Genomic DNA, 23343 nt, shown 5'->3' with positions numbered 1-23343 from the left:
ATTGCTTCACTGCGTTCGCAATGACAGTGCAAATTACCCGTCATTGCGAAGGAGGAACGACTGCGGCAATCCGTTAGCAAAGAATAAAGAGATTGCTTAGCGCCTTGCAATGACATACAAATTACCCGTCATTGCGAAGGAGGAACGACTGTGGCAATCCGTTAGCAAAAGGAATGAGATTGCTTCACTGCGTTCGCAATGACAGTGCAAATTACCCGTCATTGCGAAGGAGGAACGACTGCGGCAATCCGTTAGCAATAGTTAAGAGATTGCTTCGTACCTCGCAATGACATACAAATTAACCGTCATTGCGAAGGAGGAACGACTGCGGCAATCCGTTAGCAAAGAATAAAGAGATTGCTTCGTACCTCGCAATGACAGCGAAGGAGGAACGAGCGCGGCAATCCGTTAGTAAAGAATAAAGAGATTGCTTCGTACCTCGTAATGACAGAAAGGAAAAAAAATGAAACAAGGATTCGTATACATACTAACTAATAAAAATAACACCACGCTTTATGTTGGGGTAACTGCTAATTTGCAAGAGCGTATAGCACAGCATAAAGAAAAGCTCGACAAAAAATCGTTTACAGCAAGGTATAATTTGAGTAAGCTAGTGTATTATGAAACATTTCAAACGATAGGCGATGCTATAAGTAGAGAAAAACAATTAAAGGCAGGCAGTAGGGCAAAAAAAATAGAATGTATTGAAAGTATAAATCCCAATTGGCAGGATTTATACGAAAACATAATGTAAACAATTTATGCACCAATCAGAAGCTATATTAGAAAATAAACTAATCAAACAATTAGTTGATTTAGGCTACCAATCTGTTAAAGTAATGGATGGTGATGTACTTGTGTCTAATTTAAAGAGTCAGCTAGAAGCTTTTAATAAAGCCAGCTATACCGATAAGGAATTCGACGGCATCCTAAACCATTTGGCAAAAGGTAATGTGTTCGAAAAAGCCAAAACCCTACGAGATAGATTCAGCTTTACCCAGGACAATGGCGAAATTGCCTATGTTCGCTTTTTCGATTCCGAAAACTGGAACAAGAACCTATTTCAGGTAACCAATCAGGTATCGCAAGAGGGCTCTTTTAAAAACCGCTACGATGTTACCTTGTTGGTGAATGGTTTGCCACTGGTTCAAATAGAACTCAAGCGCAGAGGTCTGGAAATTAAAGAAGCCTTTAATCAAATTAATCGTTACCAAAAACATTCGTTTTGGAGCAATCATGCCTTGTTTCAGTATGTACAGTTGTTTGTAATTAGCAATGGCGCAAACACCAAGTACTTAGCCAATAACGAATTGCAATCGGTCAAACAAACCTTCTTTTGGGCCGATGCCAACAACAAAAACATTACCGAGTTGGATGCTTTTGCTGCTGCATTCCTCAATCCCGATCATCTGGGTAAAATGATTGCCAACTACATTGTTATCAACGAAACGCATAAGGTGTTAATGGTGCTAAGGCCTTACCAGTACTTTGCTACCGAGGCCTTAATTAAGCAGGTAAAAACCTGTACCGATAATGCCTACATCTGGCACACCACAGGTTCGGGTAAAACCTTAACTTCGTTTAAAACCAGTCAGATTTTAATGGATTTGCCCGAGGTGTACAAAGTGGTGTTTGTGGTCGATCGTAAGGATTTGGATTATCAAACCATGCAGGAGTTCAATTCTTTTAAGGAAGGAAGTGTTGACTCTACGGACAACACCACCAGCTTGGTGAATCAGTTTTTGGGCAAGTTTAAAGATAAAAAGGGCGTACGCAAAGAATCCGATTTAATTATTACCACCATTCAGAAACTTAACAATGCCATTTCGGATCGTTACGCTAAGCAATTGGCGCATCTGAAAAAGGAGCGTTTAGTTTTCATATTCGACGAATGTCACCGTTCTCAGTTTGGCGAAACCCACGAGAGAATTACCAAATTCTTTGCCAGGAGCCAATTGTTTGGTTTTACAGGAACACCTATTTTTGCTGAGAATGCATCTAAAAATGATAAGGGAAAGCGAACCACCAAAGATTTATTTGGCAAGTGCTTGCACAAATATGTGATTACCGATGCCATACGCGACGAAAACGTCTTGAAATTTGGTATAGAATATTACAGCGTTTTTAAGCATAAAAACAAACCACAGTTCGACCAAATGGTTGAAGATATCAATAAAAAAGAAGTTTTTGAAGATCCTCAATATCTCGAAAGTGTTGTCGATTACATTATTGCCAATCACAATAGAAAAACCTTTAGTAAAGACTACTCCGCCATTTTTGCGGTAAGCGATATCGATGCAGCCATTGCCTATTATGAGCTATTCCAACAAAAAAAATTGGCAGGAGAGCACGATTTGCGCATTGCCACCATTTTTACCTATGGAGCCAACGAGGAGGATGAAAATGCCCAGGATTATTTGCCTGATTTTGAATTTGCTCAGGCTGCTGAAGCACAGGTGGCATATCAATCGAGCCACTCAAGAGATAAGCTGGAAAGCTTTGTTGGGGATTACAACAAAATGTACAACACCAACTATACCACTAAGGACTCTAAGCTTTTCGAAGGCTATTTTAAAGACATCAGCAAGCGTTTAAAGGATAGAGAGAAAACCACATTTAACGATGAAAAAGATCGATTAGACCTTGTTATTGTTGTTGGCATGATGTTAACGGGTTTTGATGCGAAAAAGGTCAACACCTTGTATGTGGATAAGAACCTAAAGCAACATGGTTTAATACAAGCCTTCTCGCGTACCAATCGTATTTTTGGCGAGCAAAAGTCGCAAGGTAATATATTGTGTTTCCGTAATTTGAAACAAGCTACCGACGATGCCATCACTTTGTTTTCGAATAAAGAGGCTATCGAAGTGGTTGTGATGCCCGAATATAAGGATATCGCTAAGCAGTTTGATGAGGCGTTTAAAGGTTTAAAAGAAATAGTACCTAGCTACCAATCTGTAAACGAACTAGAAAGCGAAGAAGAGGAAGCTGCTTTTGTGCAAGCCTTCCGAAGACTGATGCGTAACCTCAATGTTCTGCAATCGTATACCGATTTCGATTGGGACGATTTGCCTTTGGATGAGCAGGAGTACGAAGACTACAAAAGCAAGTATCTCGATTTGTACGAAAAGGTAAAACGGGAGAAGCAAAAAGAAAAGGTTTCGATTTTAGATGATATCGATTTTGAATTGGAATTGATCCACAGAGATCGTGTGAATGTGGCCTATATCATTAAGCTACTAGCTAAGTTAAAGCTTAGCGATCCAACGAGTGCCAAAGCTCAGAAAAAAGCCATTGTCGATTTACTGGGGGGCGATGTGATGCTGCGTAGCAAACGAGAACTCATCGAAAAATTTATTGAAGAGAATCTGCCGGCGATTCACGATGCTGATAAGATAGAAGAGGCGTTTGATCAATATTGGCAAGACCAAAAAGTATTGGCTTTGGGTAAAATCTGCGAAGACGAAAGTCTGGATAAAGCTCAGTTTAAATCCTTAATCGATACCTATATCTATAGCGGACAAGAACCCATTCGCGATGATGTTTTTAAATGTTTAGACCACAGACCTAGCATATTGAAAGCAAGAGAAATAGGCGTAAGAATCCTTAACCGAATGAAAGAATTTGTGGAGGTTTTTGTTCATGGCATGGTGGGGTAGAAAAGTGTTACTTACAATGTTTTAAGTCAAAACCATAAATTAGTTTTCCTCGATTTTCAATTCACAACAAAGAAGGTTTGTACCTGATTCGTTTTGTCACGGTCTATTGGATCGATGTTTTTGTTCGTGAGCACTATTTTGCGGCAGTAGCCAAAAGTGTAGAAATTTGTTGCGCGAACAAAGGAATGCTTATTAAAATCTATCAGGCCGATAAAAGAAGTGCAAAAATGCTTTGTAAGCATGATTTCGGATTAGTTGTTGCAATGTAGTATTGCGTGTATTGCATAAAAAAAACACCCAATCGTTAAATTGGGTGTTTTTATTGGGGGTGGGCCCACATGGGCTTGAACCATGGACCCCCTGATTATGAGTCAGGTGCTCTAACCAGCTGAGCTATAGGCCCTCGAAAAACAAAGAAAATAAAACTGATGTTTTGTCTTTGTTTTCGGTGTGCAATATTACATATTTGTATTGAATAATTCAATAAATAAGAGAAAAAATTTATGCAAAAATACAATTCAATCCCCAATATAATCTTCGATTTCGGAGGTGTTCTTATGAATATTGATCCTCAAAAGGCAGTTGACAGTTTTCAGCAAATTGGTTTAGAGGATGTTCGCTTAATAAAGAGTGAATATCAAAAAAATGGTTTATTCGATAAACTTGAAAAAGGAATTAGTAGTGCCGACCAATTTAGATTCGAAATTCGTAAGCATATTAGTCGAAAAGTAAGCGATGAAGAGATTGATTTAGCCTGGAATTCCATGTTACTTGATCTTCCTTTTGAGAGATTAGAGCTTTTAAAGCAATTAAAAAAGAGCCATAGATTGTTTCTATTAAGCAATACAAACATCATTCATTGGACTGCTTATATGCGAAAAATTAAAGAGACTCATGGGGTTTGTTTGTCCGACTTTTTTGAAAATGATTATTACTCGCATAATATGGGGCTTCGTAAACCTGATCCTAAGATTTATTCTACAGTTTTGGAAATGGAAGGTTTAGTAGCCGGGGATACTTTATTTATCGATGACATGATCGCAAATGTTGAAGGAGCAAGATCGGTAGGAATGAAGGCACATTTTCTGGATTTGGAGAATGGGGAAACAGTATTAGATTTATTTGAGAGGAGTTAGATCGGTTATCTTTTTTTGAAACTGTCCATGCTATTATCGTAATTTATATAGTACAAGCCAGATTGATGACCTTTTAAATTGATTTTAGCCCCATAGCCTTTTAAAATAATAGCCCCATAGCTATCATATATTTCATATAAAGTCGAGTCTGAAAACAGTAAAACATCTTTTATTTTTTCAGGGCCATAGCTAACTTTTTTTTGTTTCGACTGATAGATGATTGGTGAAGAATATCGGGGTATTCCACTGTAGTCGATCTGGCATAATCGAAAACTATTTTTACCAAAATGCAGTCGAACATTTACTTCATACTCATTGCTTTTACGATTTCCTTTGCCATCTATTTTACCAACAGTAATCCATTTGTTCCATCTAAATTGCTGTACAATAAATGGTATCGATCCTATTTCATTAGAAGTTGTCCAATGTAGGGTGCCATTCTCATCTACGTTTGATTTTTGTACGATAAAAGATGATGTTGGCTGAATTACTTCCGGATTCATTATTTTGGGAAGGCATCCATTTTTATAGTAGAGGATGACTGTTATTTTATCTCCAAACTCAAAATTGAATTGCCCTAAATCGATTTCGAATGCACTACTGTTAATTTCGTCTGAAGAAGTTTGTCCGTTGATTGTTATTTCGTATACGCAAAATCCAACTCCCGAATCGGCAAAGTTATTCATTACATACAAGTTCTTTCCTAAATATACTCCGCTTAATTCAAATTTATCGGCATAGGCGAATGAGATCAGGAAGCTGAAAAATACAAGTAGGACTCTTTTCTTCACACTAATAATTTTATGATTAGGTAGTTGTGCAAGTTATAAAATTATGTGAATAAAAAAATCAATTTATCTTTTATTCTTTATTATCGTTAATCCAATCGCCATTGTTTTTAATTATTTCTTTTAGCTCTTCAATCGCTTTATCGCTTGCAATATTTTTTCGAACGACTTCATGACCTTTGTAAAGCCATACTTTTCCAGGTCCTGCTCCTACATAACCATAATCTACATCTCCCATTTCGCCCGGACCATTTACAATGCATCCCATAACCCCAATTTTTAAGTGTGTTAGGTGAGCAAATTCTCTTTTAACCTGAGCAACTACATCTTGTAATTTAAATAAAGTTCTGCCGCAACCCGGACAGGATACAAATTCAGTTTTACTGGTTCGAACTCTTGCAGCTTGCAATATTCCGAAAGCGGTAGACAGAACATCTTTCGGATTGAGTTTTCCGTCGTTTTTAATCGATATTCCATTGCCAAATCCATCGAAAAATAAAGCTCCTAAATCTGCAGAGGCTTTAATTTGCAGATCTTCCAGATGTACTTCCGGAAAATATCTTTTAAAAATAATTGGAGCATCGCAATTGGCCTCAATTAAGCGCAAAGCAAATGCTCTTTGTTCTGCAAATGCATTTTTATGATTCGATTTACAGATGAGCACTACTTTTTTATTTGCATTTACATTGGCAATAAACTCGTCGGTAAGATCGCTATACGAGCATTCTACAAAATGAATATCGCAGCAAAAAGCCAATGGGTTAAGACGCATGAACGCTTTACTTTGAAATAAAGGGTACGATTTGTCGGTAAACTGATCAGTCTGTTGCCAGCATTCCTGATCTACAATTAGTTTAAGATCTTTTGGATAGTCAGCAAATATTGGGTCATATCCGTTTACATAAATAAAATCGGCGGCAAGCTTTCCTTTTTCCCATTCAAAGTTATCCTGATTAAGTACATAACCTGCCTGTTCGGGTAAATCAGCGGTTAGGAATTTCTCATGGCTTAAATCAGAAATTACTACAGGAACTTTTTTACGACCAATATTTTGAACCATACACGTGTTTCGCTTATAAAAATCCAGTAGGTTTATATTTGTATTTTTAAGGGGCGCAATTAAAGTATGATTTTCTTTTTCGAGTACATAATCAACCAGTTTTTTTCCAACGGGAGATTCAATCTCAGGATTTTCGGTGAGAGAAATTCTTATGGTATCGCCAATGCCATCGTTTAGTAATGCTCCGGTTCCTACTGCCGATTTAATTCGTCCATCTTCTCCTTCTCCAGCTTCGGTTACTCCTAAATGTAAAGGAAAATTCATATTCTCTTTTTCCATTTCCACAATCAATAACCGAACGGTTTTTACCATCATAACCGTATTGCTCGATTTAATAGAAATGGCAACATCCATAAAGTTCTGTTCTTTACAAATGCGTAAAAATTCTAATGTCGACTCAACCATTCCCTGCGGTGTGTCACCATATTTAGTCATTATCCGGTCGGATAAAGAACCATGATTGGTTCCAATTCGAATGGCCGTATTAAACTCTTTACAGATGGTAAGAAAAGGAATAAAGGCCTCCCGAATTTTTTCCAGATCTTCACGATATTGAGCTTCGTTGTATTCCTGACTTTTAAAATCAGCTCGTTTATCTACAAAATTTCCAGGGTTAATTCGAACTTTATCAACATATTTAGCAGCAATAGAAGCTGCCTTTGGATTAAAATGAATATCAGCCACTAAAGGTGTATGATAGCCTTTTTTAAGCAATTCGGCTTTTATAAATTTTAAACTCTCGGCCTCTTTAATCCCTTGGGCGGTTAATCGTACATATTTAGCACCCGACTCAATCATTTTTATTGTTTGTTCAACACTGGCTTCAATGTTATTTGTATCGGTGTTGGTCATCGATTGAACCTGAATAGGGTTTTTTCCTCCCAGGGGAGTCGTTCCAATGTTTACTTCGCTCGATTTGCGACGAGTGTAGTTAAAAAGATCGTTACAAAACTGTGTATGCTGTGAAAAACTCATTTCCTTTGATTTGAATTGAATCACAAAGGTAGTTATTAATTAAGAATTATGATTTCTTTCGAAAAAGAAGAGAAGAATTAGTAAATTCATGCTCAAATTGTAGGAATCAGGTATTTTATATTTTTTAAAACAATACGTGTAACGAGTAAGTGCTTATAACTCTAAGTATTTGAGGCGTTTTATTTAAAAGTACTTGTCAATAATTTATTGTATGTCGATAAAAGTTCAGGAAGTAAGCAAACGATACGGAAAACAAAAAGCACTCGATAATGTTAGTTTTGAAATTCACGAGGGCCAGGTTGTAGGATTTTTGGGTCCTAATGGGGCGGGAAAATCTACGATGATGAAAATTATTACAGGTTACATTCCTCAATCTTCAGGAATCGTTGAACTTAATGGCATTAATATAGAAGAAAATTCTCTGGAGGTAAGAAAGCAAATTGGTTATTTGCCAGAGCATAATCCCCTTTATTTGGAAATGTATGTGAAGGAGTATTTAGATTATGTTGCATCGATATATAAATTGGGTAAGATCAGGAAAAATAGAATTGCCGAAATGATTGATTTGACCGGTTTGGGCTTGGAACAGAATAAAAAAATAGCTTCTCTTTCGAAAGGATATCGTCAGCGGGTAGGTATTGCACAGGCTTTACTACACGATCCTAAAGTTTTAATTTTAGACGAACCCACAACAGGATTAGATCCAAATCAGCTAATCGAAATTAGAAAACTAATACAGGATATTGGTAAAGAGAAAACAGTAATGCTTTCGACTCACATTATGCAAGAGGTTGAAGCCTGTTGTCAGCGTGTTTTAATTGTAAATAAAGGAAAACTTGTAGCAGATAAAAATATTGAATTCCTAAGCTCCAATATCGAATCTAAATTTATTAGTGTTGAATTTGATACAGAAGTATCATTAGCTCAGCTTGAACAGATTAAGTGTTTAGATGAAGTTACCTATTTGGGAGAAAATAAATACAATTTTCTATCGAATAAGGACATCAGAAAAGAGATATTCAATTTTGCTGTGGCAAATCAATTTGTAATTCTGGAAATGAAATCTCAGAATAAAAATCTGGAAGATATTTTTCATGAACTTACCTCTTAATTAAGACTCTCAGCTCTTAATTGAGGTGGAAGTGCCTGTTTTTCAGCTTCGATTTTTGGTGAAATATTGTAAAAGCAGAGACTCAATTTTGTTTCTTTCCAAAATAATTACTTCCTTTGCGCGAAATATATGTGGAAAGATTTGGCTGCTTGCAACCACGGAAAAAAATGCTAAATGGTGAATCACATGCTTTTCTGCATGTTTACAATCGACCATTGCTTTCCCGTATCGTTTACACCATTATTTTTTATAATGGAGACAACAAACAACAAAATTGATAGTTTTTGTTTGCAGGCTTATAGCTTATAGGTAAACAGTTTGTAACTAAAAAATATCAGTTCAACTAAATTATTATTAAAATATTATGGGATATTTATTCACATCAGAATCAGTTTCAGAAGGACACCCAGATAAAGTTGCTGATCAAATATCAGATGCTTTATTGGATAAATTTTTAGCTTTCGACCCAAATTCGAAAGTTGCTTGTGAAACGATGGTTACTACAGGGCAGGTTATTCTTGCTGGTGAAGTAAAAACAACAACCTATATCGATGCTCAGGATGTAGCTCGCCAGGTAATTAATCGTATTGGGTATACCAAAAGCGAATATCAGTTCGATGGCGCTTCTTGTGGTGTATTGTCGGCAATTCACGAACAGTCTGACGATATTAACCGTGGGGTCGATCGTGAAGATCCTATGTCGCAGGGTGCCGGAGATCAGGGAATGATGTTTGGTTATGCTTCTAAGGAAACCGATGATTATATGCCTTTGTCTTTGGAGTTATCGCATCGTTTGCTAATTGAGTTGGCTGCCATTCGTCGCGAAGAAAGACAGATGACTTATCTTCGTCCCGATTCTAAATCGCAGGTAACCATTGAGTACAACGATAATGATATGCCTGAAAGAATTCATACCATTGTGGTTTCTACTCAGCACGACGATTTTGGCCCTAACGATGAGCTAATGCTTGCTAAAATCAAGAAAGATGTTCGTAATATCCTAATTCCTCGTGTAATTAAACAGTTACCGGAGCGTGTTCAGGCAATGTTCGACGAAGATTTTATTTTGCACGTAAATCCTACCGGAAAATTCGTAATTGGCGGACCTCATGGCGATACAGGATTAACCGGACGTAAGATTATTGTTGATACTTATGGCGGAAAAGGGGCTCATGGTGGTGGTGCTTTTTCAGGAAAAGATCCTTCGAAAGTAGATCGTTCTGCGGCTTATGCTTCTCGTCATATTGCAAAAAATATTGTGGCAGCTGGTGTTGCCGATGAAATACTAGTTCAGCTTTCTTATGCAATTGGTGTTGCCGAACCCGTAGGTGTTTTTGTCGATACTTATGGAAAAGCAAATGTATCTTTAAGCGATGGTGAAATTGCCGAAAAAATTAAAGATCTATTCGATTTACGTCCTGCAGCTATCGAACAACGATTAAAATTACGTAATCCTATTTACGAAGAGTCGGCGGCTTATGGTCACATGGGACGTACTCCTCGCATGGTTACCAAAAAATTCTATTCTCCATATTCTGGAGTTATCGAAAGGGAAGTAGAATTATTTACCTGGGAGAAATTAGACTATGTAGATAAAGTGAAAGAAGCTTTTACTTTGTAAACAACTAATAGAATATATAGTGAAGCCATTCCTTACGAGGAGTGGCTTTTTTTATTATAAATGGATTTAATTATCAAATAAATGGAATCTATTCTATAAAAAATAGAATATAATCACAGATAAATGTAATCAAACCACAGAAAAGTAGAATCAAACGACAGATTAATAGAATGTAACTACGAAAAAGTAAATTGTACTACTACTAAATAGGATATCACTTATTGAAAATGGAAGTTAACTAGTAGTTAATAAAGATAATGCATAAAATATGGTGTAAATTCGTTAAATTGTAGACCAGAACCTATTAAAAGATAAAATAATGAAAGTTTCGTCTAAAGAATCTACCTCTTTGCATGTGAACGATTTAATCATAGAGGAGATGAATCGGCAAGGAGTAAGCGCTGTTGAATTGTCTAAAAAACTAGGAATTAACGTAAATACAGTTTATCAAACATTGAAGCGAAGGAGCATTCATACAGATAGACTTTGGAAGATATGCGAAATTCTGCAGGTAAATTTCTTCAAGATCCTTGCCGATAAAGTAAATATTGAAAATCCGGTTGATGAACAATTGGCAATACTTGAATCTGAAAATAAAACCTTGAAAGAGGTAATAAAGATGTTGGGAGGAAAAGGTTAAAATGATTAGGTGTAAATCTTATCTCCACAATTATTAGAACGACTCATGAAGTTGATAAAACGGAAATTTATAATGGAACTGAAAAGGCACTGAAGAAACAAATGATGAATACTAGTAAGATTCAAATCGGTAAATAAGCATCTTCAGAGCTGAAAACCACTGAAAGGGTACCGTGTTTCTTTGTGGTTAATTTTATCTTTTCACCTTTGCTTTCATCGGATAATGTTGCACAGTATCTTTAATACTCTTTTCAATTGGGATAAACTCAAAGTTTAAAGCTTCTTTTATTTTTTGATTGGAGTAGTTGTGAATATTGTGAGCCGATTGGGCATTTTCTTTTGTAAGGCCAGCGGACTTAAAAAGAAAAATCTTTTTCAAATAGGCCAATCGCCATGCAATTTCGGTCATTTTTCTAGTGGCATATTTTGTAGGGCCTTCAATCCCAATATATTTTGCGATGGTTTTAAATATGAATTCGAAAGAACAGTCTTCGCTGTTTAAAATAAAGCGTTCGTTTACAATATTGCTTTCCATTAATTCTATCATGGCGCGGCTCACATCTCTAACATCAACATATCCGGTAACGCCTTTTGTGTAGTATTTTAATCCATTACCCACAGCATTAAAAAGTTGAGAACTGCCCTTTTCCCATTGTCCGGGCCCCAGAATAATTGATGGATTTACAATTACAGCATCCAAACCTTCTTCAATTCCTCTCCAAACTTCCAGTTCCGATTTGAATTTACTTACAGAATAACTCGAGTGTTTCTCTTCCGGACTCCAGGCCGTGTTTTCTGTAGTGGTATTCTCACCTTCTTCGGGTGAACCCAAAGCAGCTACAGAGCTTACCATGCAAAACTTTCGAATAGTAGCATCTAAACAGGCATTGATTAAATTGCGGGTTCCTTCAACATTAATATCCAACATGTTTTTTTTGTCTTCCTTTCGGAACGATACCAAAGCAGCACAATGATAAACTTCTTTTATTCCTGCCAAAGCATCTTTCAATGAAAAAATGTCTAACATATCTCCATCAATCCATTCAATTTTATCGAACAAATCATTTTGATTGTCTGTATAGTACGAAAAAGTAGTGCGAACCAATTCAATACTACTGTTAGCTCTTTTTAATGCACGAACTTTTTTTCCTTTCGACAGTAAATTAAATAGTAAATGTGAACCAATAAGGCCGGTTCCTCCGGTAACTAAAATCATGCTTAATAGGTTAATAAGGGATGAAACGCCAAGTCGCGAAGACGCAATAAAGAATACATCTTCGCGTCTTGGTGTCTTCGCGTTCTATTTTTTTGTGTTTTATTTTTTCCAGTTCATTAGAATTGTTTGCTTCATATTGTCGTGTACACTCAAAGGTACAGGGCTGGTACCAGCAACCGATTCGATAATTTTCTTTTGCTCATCGGTATAATCCTTATCCGGAAAAGTAAACTCAACAATAACTTCGGCAACTCTGCGAGGATCGCTGGCCATAATTTTGGTAATGTCCAGTTCGGTTCCAGCAATGTCGATGTTGTTATCACGGGCAACAATTCCCATAATTGTCATGATACAGGAACCAAGCGAAGTTGCCAAAAGATCGGTAGGCGAAAAAGCTTCTCCTTTTCCCTGATTATCGGTCGGAGCATCCGTAAAAATTTTAGTACCCGATTGCAAGTGAACACATTCTGTTCTTAAATCACCCAGGTATTTTGATTTTATAGTTGTCATGATATTTTGATTTAAAATTTAAAGCTAAATATATCTAATAATTCCGAATTATAAGTAAGATGCTTGAACTACAAAACGATCATCATTGATATGCTGATTAAAAACTGTTTAGCACTCTGAATATGTAAAAAATATGATCGTTGAATCTTCTATTTTTTCTATATTTGTAAACTTTTTGTACCAAATACGAATTTGAATTGGGTACAATGACCATAAACAATGCGTTGAATTAGGTTTAAGTTTTAGAATCTGATTGATGTAAATGTGAATCAAAAATAGCGAATACTAGATAAAATAAATATAAATGAGCACGAAATTTCCAGAGCACAAAGGGCTTGATCTATCCCAGATCAATAAAGACATACTAAAGGATTGGAACGAAAATAAAACGTTCGAAAAGAGTTTGGAAACTCGAGAAGGTAATCCTTCTTTTGTTTTTTACGAAGGACCTCCTTCAGCAAACGGAATGCCGGGAATTCACCACGTAATGGCTCGTGCTCTTAAAGATATTGTTTGTAGATATAAAACTCTTAAAGGCTTTCAAGTAAACCGTAAAGCAGGTTGGGATACTCATGGTTTGCCTGTTGAGCTTGGTGTAGAAAAAGAGCTCGGAATTACAAAAGAAGATATTGGTACTAAAGTTTCGGTTGACGAATACAACGAAGCATGCCGTACCAATGTAATGAAATATACCCGCGAGTGGGAAGATTTAACTTCTAAAATGGGGTATTGGGTAAATATGGATGAGCCATATATTACGTACGATAATCGTTATATTGAAACTCTTTGGTGGTTGTTAAAGCAAATGTTCGAGAAAAATTTGCTTTACAAAGGATATACAATCCAGCCATTTTCTCCTGCAGCAGGAACAGGTTTGTCAACTCATGAGCTGAACCAGCCGGGATGCTACAAAGATGTAAAAGATACCACAGCAGTTGGTATGTTTAAAGTTGCACGCAACGAAAAAAGTGAATTTATATACGAAGGAATTGATTGCGATGCCTATTTTATTGCCTGGACAACGACTCCATGGACATTGCCATCGAATACTGCTTTGGCTGTAGGTCCTAAAGTTGATTATGTTCGTGTTCGTACCTTTAATCCATACACAGCCGAACCTTGTGTTGTTCTTATTGCGAAGGATTTATTTTACAATTTCTTCGATAAAAAATACGAAGGTCTTGAGTTAGGAGAATACAAAGCAGGCGATAAACGCTTAACTTTTAAAACTCTTTCTGAACACAAAGGAACCGATTTAGAGGGAATTAAGTACGAGCCTATTATGCCACTGGTTAAGCCCGAAGGCGATGCTTATCGTGTAATTCTTGGCGATTTTGTAACTACCGAGGATGGTACCGGTATTGTTCACATTGCTCCTACTTTTGGTGCCGATGATGATAGAGTTGCAAAAGCAGCTGGTATTTCTCCATTAATTCTTCGTGACAAAGAAGGTAAAATTCAACCAATGGTTGATCGTACCGGAAAATTCTTTTTAATTGAAGATTTAGATCCAGAGTTTGTAAAGAACTATGTAGATGTTGAGGCTTATGGTGAGTATGCTGGTCGTTTTGTGAAGAATGCGTACGATCCTACTTTAACAGATAAGGATGCAACTTTAGATATTGATATCGCAGTAGCATTGAAAAAAGATAGCCTGGCATTTAAAGTGGAGAAACATGTTCACAACTATCCTCATTGCTGGAGAACTGATAAACCCGTATTGTATTATCCATTAGATTCATGGTTTATTAAATCAACAGCAGTTCGTGATCGTATGATCGAGCTAAATAAAACCATTAACTGGAAACCACAATCTACTGGTGAAGGTCGTTTTGGAAAATGGTTAGAGAATCTTCAGGATTGGAACCTTTCTCGTTCTCGTTACTGGGGAACGCCATTGCCAATTTGGGTAAGCGAAGATCGTTCAGAAATAAAATGTATTGGTTCGGTTGCAGAATTAAAGGCTGAGATTGAAAAATCGATAGCCGCTGGTTTTATGACTGAAAATATTCTGGCTGATTACGTAGAAGGAGATAATAGCAAAGAGAATTACGAAAAATTCGATTTACACCGTCCGTATGTCGATGGTTTAATTCTTGTGAGTGAGACTGGTCAGAAACTGGTTCGTGAACTCGACTTAATTGATGTGTGGTTCGATTCAGGTGCAATGCCTTATGCACAGCAGCATTATCCGTTCGAAAATAAAGAGAATTTTGACAAGCTGTTCCCAGCTCAGTTTATTGCTGAGGGAGTAGATCAAACTCGTGGATGGTTCTTTACTTTGCATGCTATTGCAACCATGTGCTTCGATGGGGTTGCTTTCGAAAATATTATTTCTAACGGATTGGTGTTAGATGCCAAAGGTAACAAGATGTCTAAACGTCTTGGAAATGCTGTTGATCCATTCTCAACTATCGAGAAATATGGTTCTGACCCATTGCGTTGGTATATGATTACAAATGCACAACCCTGGGATAACCTGAAATTCGATTTAGGTGGTGTTGAAGAAGTTCGTCGTAAATTCTTTGGTACGCTTTATAATACTTACAGTTTCTTCCAATTGTATGCTAACATCGATGGATTTAACTATTCAGAAGCTGATATAGCAATGGAAGAGCGTCCTGAAATTGATCGATGGATTCTTTCCCTTCTTAATTCATTAATTAAAGAGGTAGAAGAATGCTACGAAGCTTACGAACCAACACGTGCTGGTAGAGCAATACAGGATTTTGTGAATGAGAACCTTTCGAACTGGTACGTTCGTTTGTGTCGCAAGAGATATTGGGGTGGCGAGTACGATGCCGATAAGATTTCTGCTTATCAAACGTTGTACAAGTGTTTAGAAACGATCTCGGTTCTTGCATCACCAATTGCACCATTTTATATGGATCAGCTGTTTAACGATTTGAATTCTGTAACTGGTCGTTTTACCGAAGAATCTGTTCATCTAGTAGATTTCCCTAAATACGATGTAGAGGTGATAGATAAAGCATTGGAAGAGCGTATGGATATGGCTCAGAAGATTTCTTCTATGTCCTTAGGTTTACGTCGTAAAGTGAAAATTCGTGTTCGTCAGCCATTGCAGAAAATCATGATTCCTATTTTAGATGAGGCAGTTATACCTCAGCTGGAGGCAATTAAAAGCATTGTTCTTTCAGAAATTAATGTGAAGGATATGGAGTTTATTACTGATACTTCGGGAGTATTAGTGAAGAAAATAAAGCCTAACTTTAAGACTTTAGGTCCTAAGCATGGTAAAATTATGAAGCAAATTGCTGCTGCTATTGGTCAAATGACACAGGAAGATATTGTTGCATTTGAGAAGGCCGGAAGCTACGCAATTACTGTTAATGAGCAGAATATCGACCTTAGCATGGAGGATGTTGAAATTATATCTGAAGACATACCAGGATGGTTAGTTGCCAACGAAGGGAAACTTACTGTTGCAATGGACGTAAACATTACCGACGAGTTAAAACAAGAAGGAATTGCTCGTGAATTTATCAATAGAATTCAAAATCTAAGAAAAGATAGCGATTTTGATGTGACTGATAAAATTAAGCTGGAGATCATGAAGCATGATTCTATTAACGATGCGGTTCTTGCTCATAAAGAATACATTGGAAGTCAAACTTTAGCTGTTAGCGTTGAATTGGTTGAAAAATTAGCCGGGAATGATGCGAAAGCAGTAGAGATTGAGCAGGGTGTAGAGAGTTTTATTAGAATTGAAAAGATTAGTAAATAATCGATTTTTTGTTATCTTTAGACAACCATAGAAAACTTTAGAAACAATGACAGAAAAGAAGCGATATACAGACGAGGAGTTGCAGGATTTTAAAGATTTGATTCTTGAAAAACTAGCAAAAGCCAAAAAAGATTTTGAGACATTAAAGGCAGTCATTTCAAATAGCTCAGGAAATGATATTGAAGATACTTCGCCTACATTTAAGGTGTTGGAAGAAGGAGCTTCGGTCTTGTCTAAAGAGGAGGCTGGGCGTTTAGCACAGCGTCAGGCAAAGTTTATTTCTCATCTGGAGGGAGCTTTAATTAGAATAAAGAATAAAACGTATGGTATTTGCCGTGAAACTGGAAAGTTGATTAGCAAAGAGAGGCTAAGAGCTGTACCGCATGCTACATTAAGTATAGAGGCTAAGAAAAAGCAATAAATTATTCTAAAGAATATAGAAAATGATTGGAAGAATATTCTTCCAATCATTTTTGTTTGGAACAAAAGCTTTTCATTTCTTTATCAACGAAAAGTAAAAAATAAACATTTAAAGATAAGATATGTCGTTATTTAAAAAATCGGTAGCACTAATTGTGGTACTTCTGATTTTGGATCAGACACTAAAAATTTGGATTAAAACCAATATGATGTTGGGCGAAGAGTTCTCTGTTTTTGGGAATTGGTTTCTGATTCATTTTATCGAGAATAATGGAATGGCATTCGGTATGGAACTTGAAGGCGAGTGGGGAAAAATAGTACTCAGTCTTTTCCGTATTGTTGCAGTTTGCGGAATTGGTTGGTATCTGCGTGATATTTGTATAAAGAAAGCACCATTGGGACTAATTATATCTATTTCTCTGATATTTGCCGGTGCCATGGGTAATATCATTGATAGTGCTTTTTACGGATTAGTATTTAATGATAGTTATTATCAGGTGGCAAGTTTTTTACCTGACGGTGGTGGATATGCGAGTTTTTTACATGGAAAAGTAGTTGATATGTTGTATTTTCCATTAGTTGAGGGCCGATTTCCAGAATGGTTTCCAATGTGGAGCGGAGAACATTTTATTTTCTTTCGACCCGTTTTTAATGTTGCCGATTCGTATATTACAATTGGAGTAGCTTTTATCCTACTGTTTCAACGAAATTATTTTGTGAAAGAACATTAGAATATGATATAAAAAAGAAAAAGCCCTAAAGGGCTTTTTTTTATGACTTAGCTTTGGCGGCTTTTCTTTTTCGCTGAGCTCTAAAGTAGTTAATCTGACTTCGTAAACTCCAGATACCTCCCAATATAACGATTAGAAAAATCCATTGTTTTCTACCCCAGCTTATATCGCCAAGAATTCCTTTTGTAAGCATTACTAATGAAGTAATAATAAGTAGCGTAGTAAGTAAAGCTGCTACATGACCAATGGCCGAATTTTCGTTTCTAATGCCGGGTGTGCAGAGATATAATATTACTCCAAAAAATAAAGGAATAAGAGCGGTGAATTGCCAATCTCTTACTTGGTAATATCTGGCAAGAAAACCAAATGCTCCTACCAGAATTAAAACTAAAGAATAAACTTTATTAATTTGATATGCTTCTTTCATGTTATTTGTTTATTTTTATTTAGAAAAAATCTAAATAAAAATAAACAAAAACTCCCGAACAAACAAAATGGATTTTAAGTTTTTACAAAGAAGAAAGGCTGCCCTCCTGGACAGCCTTTCTTTGACAACCTTAAAACTCAACCATGAATTGATTATCGTACCGCTACTACCAGGTATTTCGAAGATTTCCAAAATTCAACCGGATCCAGGATAGTAATACCTTCAACTTTTTCAACTCCCTCAACCTTATAAGAGTTACTTGGATGACTGGTTACTAAACTAATCTTCTTCCCGCTTACCGGGATCGTGGTAGTTTTGGTGATATCAATTTTCTTAAATTCACTTGTATTAAAATCTTTACTAAGAACGGCGGTTTTACCAATGCCAATAAAGCCACCATCTTTTGTAATTACTTTCTTTTCTTGTAATTCTTTGTTGCTACCGCACACATAAAAGCCTGTGTTTAATTCTTCTATTTTTGCTTTTATCTCTTTAGTTTTTTCTTCGTTCTCAGTATTTAATGCTAAAACGGTTCCATTTAACTCGGTTACCTGACCATTAAGATTTTCAACTTCGATATTTAATTTGGAAACTTTTGTATTTAAAGCTATAATTTCAGTTTCCTTGTTACTTATTTCAGTCTTTAAACGATCTGTGAGTTTTCGTAATTTCGAGTTTTGATACCAGCTATTATTTAACTTGTTATCTAAATCGGCAATTTTTTCTCTGTTTTGCTCCAATAAGTTATTTATTGAAGTTATGTCACTTGCAATTTTTTGTTTTTGTGATTTATTTGGATTCTCAGAATTAACTGCAATTATTTTTTCCTTCTTTTTAATAATCTCAAGATTCTCTTCAATTGTGTTTAAAGATTCGATAAAATCATTCATCGTTGAATCTTTTTGTTTGGCCATTGAAGTTAATTGTTGATTTTGCTCTTTTAACTGTTTTAATTCTTTTTGATTACAGCTAATAAAAAAAGGAATAATCAATAATGCTAGATAAATACGTTTCATATAAATTATTTTAGAGATTAGGTTTCAGTATTCTGTTACCTTAAACAAGTGAATATCGTGCCGTAATTTTTTATCATTTAGAGTTAATTGAGATAATAGTGCTTAATTGTCAGTAAACCAATTGTTAAAATATTTTTTTAAAAATATAATAAAATAGATTTATTTCATTTTGTAGTATAAAATTTGGGGAATTTATCTACACTTTTCGGGTAATTATTCCACAAAGAATAAATTTTGTAATGGCTTGTATTTATAGGTAAAAGCAGACTTCGGAAAAATCTTTATAACTTTACAGGTAAGCGAGTATATCTTTAAAAGAATTGACAAACCGATGAAATCAGAAAATAGAAGTAGCATTAAGGTCAAAGTAATTTTGGGATATATTTTTGTATTCCTGGCTATAATTGCTTCTATGTTGATAGCCTATCAGGCTTACAATAAGCTTCTCGACTCTGTTGTTTTTTTATCGAAACCCGATTCTGAAATTGCCAGAATGAATAGAGTTCTTACCAATCTTTCGGAGGCTGAGAATAAAATTAGAATTTATTCGCTAACCAAAAAAGAACGTTATCTGGCTCATTATGCCGAAAATATTATAGAAATTCAAGCTAATTTAGATTCCCTAAGAACTTATAGTGCCGATAGTAGTAAGTCGTTTTTTTTAATCGACTCGATGTATGTTTTGCTGGAAGAGCGAGCCGATAAACTGGAGCGATTTGTTCGCTTAAAAAGAGCAAAAGAAAAAGAGAATCTTTCTCAAATTGCAATGCAGCAATTAAGTAATGCTTCCGATTCGGCAAAAACTAAAATTAAAACCACAACTACCACAACTACTTTTTTAGATACTCTTGTTACTCCAAGCGAAACAAAAGAGAAAAAAAAGGGACTCTGGGCCAAATTGTTCAGTAATAAAAAAGATACCGAAAAGGCCGATTCAATTGAAACGGTAATTAAAAGAACCGAAATACAGGTTGATACAAGTTATCTTCCGCAGTCGGATAGTTTACTGCGAAGTTTGGAGAATATGTTATTGCTTGCGCAGGCAAAAGAACAGCTTAACAGAGAAATTGTTTCGAAAGAAGAATTACGCTTGGTTGAGGAAAATTCCATTATGTGGGATAAAATTAAAGTGTTATTGCAGCAGTTAGAAGATGAACGTTTGGTACAATTAACTAAAGAATCGGATAAAGCCAAACAAATAGCTAATAACTCAATATTTGTGATATCTGTAATCATTATTGTTGGCTTTGTGCTGGGAATTCTTTTTATCATTTTTATTTTAACCGATCTTACAAAAAGTAATTATTACAAATCGGAACTTATTATTGCCAAAAGAAAAGCTGAAAAATTAGCCAAGGTAAAAGAGGAATTTTTGGCTACCATGAGTCACGAAATCAGAACACCATTAAATGCTATTATTGGTTTTACCAATCAGTTAAGTAAAACATTTTTGCATGAAAATCAGCGTAACTTTGTTGATATTTTAAAGAGTTCATCGAAACATTTACTCGGCTTGGTAAACGAAATTCTCGATTTATCGAAAATTGAAGCTGGTAAATTAAATATCGAAAGCATAAATTTTAATCCGAAAAGTTTAGTGACTGAAGTTTACGATTTGTTAAAAGTAAATGCTGATAATCGAAATTTGGAGTTTACAATTTATTTTTCGGGAGATGAGAATAGTATCCTAAAAAGTGATCCGTTTCGTATTAAGCAAATTTTATTAAATATGGGATCTAATGCCATAAAGTTTACAGAAAAAGGTTCCGTGAAAATTGTGGCCTCCCTTGTTCCTGAAGGAGATTTATATTTGTTTGAAGTTAATGTGGAGGATACCGGAATTGGAATTGCTGATGATCAGTTGAATACTATATTTGAGGATTTTAGTCAGGCTGATACTTTTTCGGCAAGAAAATATGGTGGCACAGGATTAGGTTTAGCCATAAGCCGAAGGTTATCGAAATTATTAGGGGGAGATTTATTTGTTCATAGTGAGTTGGGGAAAGGCTCATGTTTTACGCTTCGAATTCCTTTAAGTCAGGCTTCTGAAATAGTAGTTGAAGAGAGTTTTAAGGCGAATAGTGAGTTGTTGTCAGTAGTAAGCGAAAAACAATTTCTAATTGTTGATGATGATGATTATAGTTTATTGCTTTTGAAAACAATTTTTTCTGACTGGGAGCTAAAAGCAGATTTTGTAGAAGATGGAGAACAGGCATGGTCTTTAATTCAGGAGCAAAAATACGATATGGTTTTAACCGATATTCACATGCCTAAAATGGGAGGATTAGAGCTTTGCAGAAAAATTAGAACCCTGGAAAATTCTGAACAGGCAAACATCCCAATTATTGCTTTAACGGCTAATGTTAGAGAATCGGACCTAAAAGAATATATTGCCTCGGGTATGACCGAGTGTTTGGTGAAACCTTTTAATGAGAAAATATTAAACTCTATGCTTGCCGAGCTTTTATTGAAAAAGCCAAAAAATACTGAAAATAAGATTTTAGATGAGGATATTGAGGAGGATGAGGATTTGTATGATTTATCACAAATAGAACAATTTACATCCGACGATTCCGACTTATTTAAACAAATACTTAATCAATTTATATTTTCGGCAGAAGAGAGTTTGTATAAACTTAGACTTGCTTTCGATAAATCTGATTATTTAGAAGTGGGTTCGATTGCTCATAAAATGCTAGGCTCATTTACTCAGCTAAAAGTTGTTAACCTTATTCCACTATTAAAAGAACTGGAAGAGTTACTGCATAAAAAAACCGGAACAGTAGACGATCCGGATTATATATTGGAATTGGTAGAAGAATTGGAACAAAATTCTAAAATTGTAATTTCATCTATTAAAAGCGAAATGTCTGAATTGTAAAATTACTTGTCACATACTTGCCTTTATCATTTAAACTTCGATACCGTACTGTTTTATCTTGTTGTAGAGTGTTTTTCTATCGATATTTAAGAGTCTGGCCGCTTTCGATTTATTAAAATTAACTTTTCGTAGCGTGCTAATAATTAATTCTTTTTCGTTGGCTGCCTGAATCAATTTAAGATTCGATCCTTCTATAGTGGTATCACTTTGAATTTTATCATTCATTATCTCCATTGGTAAACTAACTAGCTCAACAATGTCTCCTTGAGTTAAAAGAACCGAACGACGAACAATATTACGAAGCTCTCTTAAATTACCTGGCCAGGAGTACGATTTAAATTTGTTAAGTACATCATCAGAAAATTGAGAAACATTCTTATTCAATTCATTATTCGATAAATCGAGAAAATAATTTGCAAACAATTCAATGTCTTCTTTACGGTTTCGAAGTGCAGGAACTGTTATTTTAAATTCATTTAAGCGATGATATAAATCTTCTCTAAATGCACCATTGTTTACCGATAAAGCCAAATCTTCGTTGGTGGCAACAACGATTCTTACATCAACATCAACATCTTTATTGCTGCCTATTCTGCGTACTTTTCTTTCCTGTAAAGCCCGTAAAAGTTTTACTTGAATTTCGTAAGAAAGATTACCAATTTCATCTAAAAAAAGAGTGCCTCCTTTGGCAGCTTCAAACTGTCCTTCTTTATCGGTTATTGCTCCGGTAAATGAACCTTTTATGTGGCCAAACAATTCACTTCCAGCCAAGTCGGCAGACAAAGCACCGCAGTCTACAGCTACAAATATTTTGTTGTTCCTTTTGCTCTCAGAATGAATTCTTCTTGCAGCAATTTCTTTTCCAGTTCCACTTTCTCCTTCAATAATTACCGACATATCGGTTGGGGCCACCAATTTTATGTATTGATCAATTTGAAGAGAGCTAGGACTTTCGCCACGAACAAAATCGATAACAGGTTTTTTCTTTTTCTCGATTTTTTTAGGTGCTTCGTGTTTTTCTTCTGCTTTTTCTAATGCCGAGTGAATTAATAATAATATTTCATCGGGATTTAAAGGTTTTGTGACATACTCAAAAGCACCCATTTTAATGGCACTAACAGCGGTTCTAATATCAGCATAAGATGTCATTATAATTACTGGTACGCGAGGATGAATAGCCTTAATTTTTTGCAGTAATTCAAGGCCATCAAAATCGGGCAAACGAAAGTCGCTTAATACCAAATCGAAGGTTTCATTTTCCAATTTTTTGATCGCTTCTCCAGCTGAAAAAACGGTGTCGGCATCAAATTTTTTACGTTTAAGTAATCCCTGCAGCATTAGGCAGATGGTAGCATCATCATCGATAATTAGAATTCTCTTCATTTGGAATGATATTGTTGTTTTTGAT

Annotated in this window: 17 protein-coding genes and 1 tRNA gene; 10 read left to right on the top strand and 8 right to left on the bottom strand. The window is 35.6% G+C overall.

Annotation, left to right across the window (positions count from 1 at the left end; translation table 11 throughout):
- Window positions 1-463 precede the first annotated feature (463 nt).
- A complete protein-coding gene (locus ACT3CE_RS18170; protein WP_444711185.1) occupies window positions 464-754 on the top strand; it encodes a GIY-YIG nuclease family protein in 291 nt (96 codons plus the stop codon).
- A gap of 7 nt (window positions 755-761) precedes the next feature.
- Complete coding sequence (locus ACT3CE_RS18165) at window positions 762-3659, top strand: type I restriction endonuclease subunit R (protein ID WP_444711184.1); 2898 nt, start codon at window positions 762-764, stop codon at window positions 3657-3659.
- Window positions 3660-3988: 329 nt separating this feature from the next.
- Here the strand turns inward: ACT3CE_RS18165 and ACT3CE_RS18160 are convergent.
- Window positions 3989-4062 (bottom strand) — tRNA-Ile (locus ACT3CE_RS18160).
- A gap of 100 nt (window positions 4063-4162) precedes the next feature.
- Here ACT3CE_RS18160 and ACT3CE_RS18155 point away from each other — a divergent pair.
- Window positions 4163-4795 carry an HAD family hydrolase gene (locus ACT3CE_RS18155; RefSeq protein WP_444711183.1) on the top strand — a complete coding sequence of 211 codons (633 nt, stop codon included), beginning with the start codon at window positions 4163-4165 and terminating at the stop codon, window positions 4793-4795.
- A 5-nt stretch (window positions 4796-4800) separates the two neighbouring features.
- Here the strand turns inward: ACT3CE_RS18155 and ACT3CE_RS18150 are convergent, their stop codons facing one another.
- A complete protein-coding gene (locus ACT3CE_RS18150; RefSeq protein WP_444711182.1) occupies window positions 4801-5586 on the bottom strand; it encodes a hypothetical protein in 786 nt (261 codons plus the stop codon).
- A gap of 70 nt (window positions 5587-5656) precedes the next feature.
- Window positions 5657-7618, bottom strand: coding sequence for a (E)-4-hydroxy-3-methylbut-2-enyl-diphosphate synthase (gene ispG, locus ACT3CE_RS18145; protein ID WP_444711181.1), 1962 nt, complete (start codon window positions 7616-7618; stop codon window positions 5657-5659).
- A 211-nt stretch (window positions 7619-7829) separates the two neighbouring features.
- Between ispG and gldA the strand changes: the two genes are divergently transcribed.
- The 3 genes from gldA to ACT3CE_RS18130 all read left to right on the top strand — a co-directional run bounded on the left by gldA (window position 7830) and on the right by ACT3CE_RS18130 (window position 10990).
- The gene (gene gldA, locus ACT3CE_RS18140) at window positions 7830-8729 is read left to right on the top strand and encodes a gliding motility-associated ABC transporter ATP-binding subunit GldA (protein WP_444711180.1); all 900 of its coding nucleotides are present in this window, start codon (window positions 7830-7832) and stop codon (window positions 8727-8729) included.
- 364 nt (window positions 8730-9093) lie between these two features.
- Window positions 9094-10350 carry a methionine adenosyltransferase gene (gene metK / locus ACT3CE_RS18135; RefSeq protein ID WP_444711179.1) on the top strand — a complete coding sequence of 419 codons (1257 nt, stop codon included), beginning with the start codon at window positions 9094-9096 and terminating at the stop codon, window positions 10348-10350.
- A gap of 319 nt (window positions 10351-10669) precedes the next feature.
- Complete coding sequence (locus ACT3CE_RS18130) at window positions 10670-10990, top strand: helix-turn-helix domain-containing protein (protein WP_444711178.1); 321 nt, start codon at window positions 10670-10672, stop codon at window positions 10988-10990.
- 192 nt (window positions 10991-11182) lie between these two features.
- On the opposite strand, the gene ACT3CE_RS18125 is transcribed toward ACT3CE_RS18130, so the two are convergent.
- Both ACT3CE_RS18125 and ACT3CE_RS18120 read right to left on the bottom strand, forming a co-directional pair.
- The gene (locus tag ACT3CE_RS18125; RefSeq protein WP_444711177.1) at window positions 11183-12205 is read right to left on the bottom strand and encodes an NAD-dependent epimerase/dehydratase family protein; all 1023 of its coding nucleotides are present in this window, start codon (window positions 12203-12205) and stop codon (window positions 11183-11185) included.
- A gap of 99 nt (window positions 12206-12304) precedes the next feature.
- Complete coding sequence (locus ACT3CE_RS18120; RefSeq protein WP_444711176.1) at window positions 12305-12715, bottom strand: OsmC family protein; 411 nt, start codon at window positions 12713-12715, stop codon at window positions 12305-12307.
- A 304-nt stretch (window positions 12716-13019) separates the two neighbouring features.
- On the opposite strand from ACT3CE_RS18120, the gene ileS reads away from it, so the two are divergent.
- The 3 genes from ileS to ACT3CE_RS18105 all read left to right on the top strand — a co-directional run bounded on the left by ileS (window position 13020) and on the right by ACT3CE_RS18105 (window position 17611).
- Window positions 13020-16460, top strand: coding sequence for an isoleucine--tRNA ligase (ileS, locus tag ACT3CE_RS18115; RefSeq protein WP_444711175.1), 3441 nt, complete (start codon window positions 13020-13022; stop codon window positions 16458-16460).
- A gap of 46 nt (window positions 16461-16506) precedes the next feature.
- Window positions 16507-16881, top strand: a complete 375-nt coding sequence (locus ACT3CE_RS18110) for a TraR/DksA family transcriptional regulator (protein WP_444711174.1) — start codon at window positions 16507-16509, stop codon at window positions 16879-16881.
- Between the two features lie 121 nt (window positions 16882-17002).
- Window positions 17003-17611: a lipoprotein signal peptidase gene (locus ACT3CE_RS18105; protein WP_444711173.1), complete on the top strand. Its 609-nt coding sequence runs from the start codon at window positions 17003-17005 to the stop codon at window positions 17609-17611.
- A gap of 40 nt (window positions 17612-17651) precedes the next feature.
- On the opposite strand, the gene ACT3CE_RS18100 is transcribed toward ACT3CE_RS18105, so the two are convergent.
- On the bottom strand, window positions 17652-18038 hold the full coding sequence (locus tag ACT3CE_RS18100; protein WP_444711172.1) for a hypothetical protein: 387 nt from the start codon (window positions 18036-18038) through the stop codon (window positions 17652-17654).
- Window positions 18039-18190: 152 nt separating this feature from the next.
- Window positions 18191-19054, bottom strand: coding sequence for a Cbp1 family collagen-binding glycoprotein adhesin (locus ACT3CE_RS18095; RefSeq protein WP_444711171.1), 864 nt, complete (start codon window positions 19052-19054; stop codon window positions 18191-18193).
- Between the two features lie 331 nt (window positions 19055-19385).
- On the opposite strand from ACT3CE_RS18095, the gene ACT3CE_RS18090 reads away from it, so the two are divergent.
- On the top strand, window positions 19386-21935 hold the full coding sequence (locus tag ACT3CE_RS18090; RefSeq protein ID WP_444711170.1) for an ATP-binding protein: 2550 nt from the start codon (window positions 19386-19388) through the stop codon (window positions 21933-21935).
- Between the two features lie 30 nt (window positions 21936-21965).
- Here ACT3CE_RS18090 and ACT3CE_RS18085 read toward each other — a convergent pair whose 3' ends face one another.
- Window positions 21966-23318, bottom strand: a complete 1353-nt coding sequence (locus ACT3CE_RS18085; RefSeq protein WP_444711169.1) for a sigma-54-dependent transcriptional regulator — start codon at window positions 23316-23318, stop codon at window positions 21966-21968.
- Window positions 23319-23343: the final 25 nt, after the last annotated feature.

Origin of the sequence: Marinifilum sp. RC60d5 (assembly GCF_052400665.1) — a bacterium.
Taxonomy (GTDB): domain Bacteria; phylum Bacteroidota; class Bacteroidia; order Bacteroidales; family Marinifilaceae; genus JBQTGK01.
The sequence above is the reverse complement of the archived record's forward strand: the minus strand, read 5'-3'. Positions and strand labels throughout refer to the sequence as shown.